This is a genomic window from Klebsiella sp. AqSCr (assembly GCF_008452795.1).
Lineage (GTDB): Bacteria > Pseudomonadota > Gammaproteobacteria > Enterobacterales > Enterobacteriaceae > Klebsiella > Klebsiella pneumoniae.
Genome location: NZ_MJDM01000042.1, coordinates 1 through 2103, shown reverse-complemented (window position 1 = coordinate 2103; position 2103 = coordinate 1). Strand labels below are relative to the sequence as shown.

1 protein-coding gene is annotated in these 2103 nt (G+C 55.3%); it reads right to left on the bottom strand.

Going from position 1 to position 2103, the window contains the following annotated elements:
• On the bottom strand, positions 1-2103 hold a 2103-nt coding region (gene traC / locus BHE81_RS26305), incomplete at both ends, for a type IV secretion system protein TraC (RefSeq protein ID WP_149888856.1).

Sequence of the window (2103 nt, the reverse complement as noted above, 5' to 3'; positions counted from 1 at the left end):
TAATCATGTCTTTCTCCAGCTTGCTGAACTGATCCGGGTACAGCTGGTTATACTTGGCAAACTCTTTGGCTGACTGCTTCAGAATGGCCTTGTACGACGAGTTCCCCCAGGCAGCGCGTGCAGCGCTCGATGCGGTCGGGGAGTCGAAGTCCACGATATTTTGCGTGATGGTGATGTATGCGCCGGTATGTCGACGCGCGGTACGGTAGCCTTTCTCGATAAACTGCCCCACTTTTTCATTCTTGAAATCAAGGAGCTTCCAGCCCTCATCGATGACGTTCAGTTTTTTCAGGCCACGCGGTGACTGATACATCCTGTTCTCGATGTAAATAATCAATGAGAACATCACCGCGATAAGCAGAGAGGGCCGCGACTCCAGGCCACCGAGCTCCAGTACCACCATCCGGGCGTCATCGTGAAGTGTTGGTTTATCTGAGTTGAAATAGTCCCCGTAGATCCCATTCACCGTGTACTGATCGAGCAGGATTATCATCTCGTCCAGACGGCCCCGGATTGTCGGGGAATCAGCATATTCATCGCTGTCCTTCGCGTCCTGTAAAAACTGAACTACGTCATCAACGCGTGCATGATTACGCTTGCTTAACCAGGCCGCCTGAACTGCCTGCAGAAGCAGACCTTCATGGACTTCATCGAGGTTGCCGTTCGGACTGGCCATCACCGACATCTGATCGCGTATACGTTCTGCTGACATGTCAAAGTGAGCATCATCCAGCACGTTGGCGAACGGGTTAAACTTGAGGGTATCGCCATCGAGGTATACGCCCCCCATGTTTTCACACAGGGACTTATAGCCATCGCCCATGTCGAACACCCAGGCAAACCCGCCGGAGTCGAGCACACTGCGAATGAGGGGCTGAATCAGACCGGTTTTACCCGCCCCGGACGTCCCGCAGACTGCCATGTTGAAATTGGTATTGTTCATTCCCTCGTAGAACAGGTCGATGAACGCCAGCTGATTTCGGTAGGTGGGCGCCAGGAGTCCCGCCGGCGCCAGCGGGCTGTCAGCGACGATCGGCAGGAGGTTAGCCACCTGGAACGTCTCCGCCCGCTTCACCACGCCTGCCGCCTGCAGCTCTTTAAACAGGCCCTCACCACACTTGAACGGCATCATGGCCAGAAAGTTACGCAGGTGATGGTAGCGGGCCGGGATCAGCTGGAAACCGCCTTTACGGTAGCTGTTGAGCACCTGCTGTTCAGCGGCGAGAGAGGCCTCTGTGCTGTCTGCGGTGTACGTGGTGATATTAAAGAAGTAGGACACCAGGGAGGTCTGGTTGGTCGCCAGTCGCTGGCGGATATCGCCCCACTCCTGCATTTCCTTTATCACGTTCGGAAAAAACTTCGCGTAGGAGGTTTTGCTTTTCTTCTCCACGTCCATGAATTTCATGTTGGCTTCATTCTGGGTCTTCACCTGGTCCTCCACCATCAGCGTCAGCGTGATGACAAAGGGGCAGGAGATGGAGAGCTCCGGGTTAAGCAGGTTGGCGTAGTTATCCGCGGAGGTCCAGAGGAAGGCCATTTCCGGATCACTCTCCAGATGGTAGCTCGTCACCCGGGTTACGCACTCTTTCCCGTCGCGCCCCAGGCGGCCAATTTTCAGATGACCGGCGGTGACCTGCATATCAAAGCTGTCATCGACACACTGATAGTTCAGATCCTGATAGGGGTCCAGCTTATACGGTACGCGGTACATCTCGTGCGGGTCCGGGTTTATCAGCTCGCGCATCAGTTCGACCAGCCCGGCAGCATCAAGGATACGCGTCGGAATATAGGCACCGCCCAGTGACGCCCGCAGGATTTTAATCTGGTTCTCCATCTCCACAATTTGCGTGGTGGAGTTTTTCTTCCGGGGCACGCAGCAGGAGATGTACACGCGGTAGTTACGCAGCGTCAGGGGTAAATCCAGTGCAGGAGGCAGGGGGAACTTCGTCTCCGCTGCCCGGAGATAGTAGGCCTGGGTGATGGCGTTAAACTTCTTAGCCTGTTTACCGCTCCAGCGGAATTCACGCAGACCGTAGTCGATATCATTGCCGACCAGTTTGCTGGAGACCAGATGAAAACTGACCGGGACGCCCCGGGGAAGTT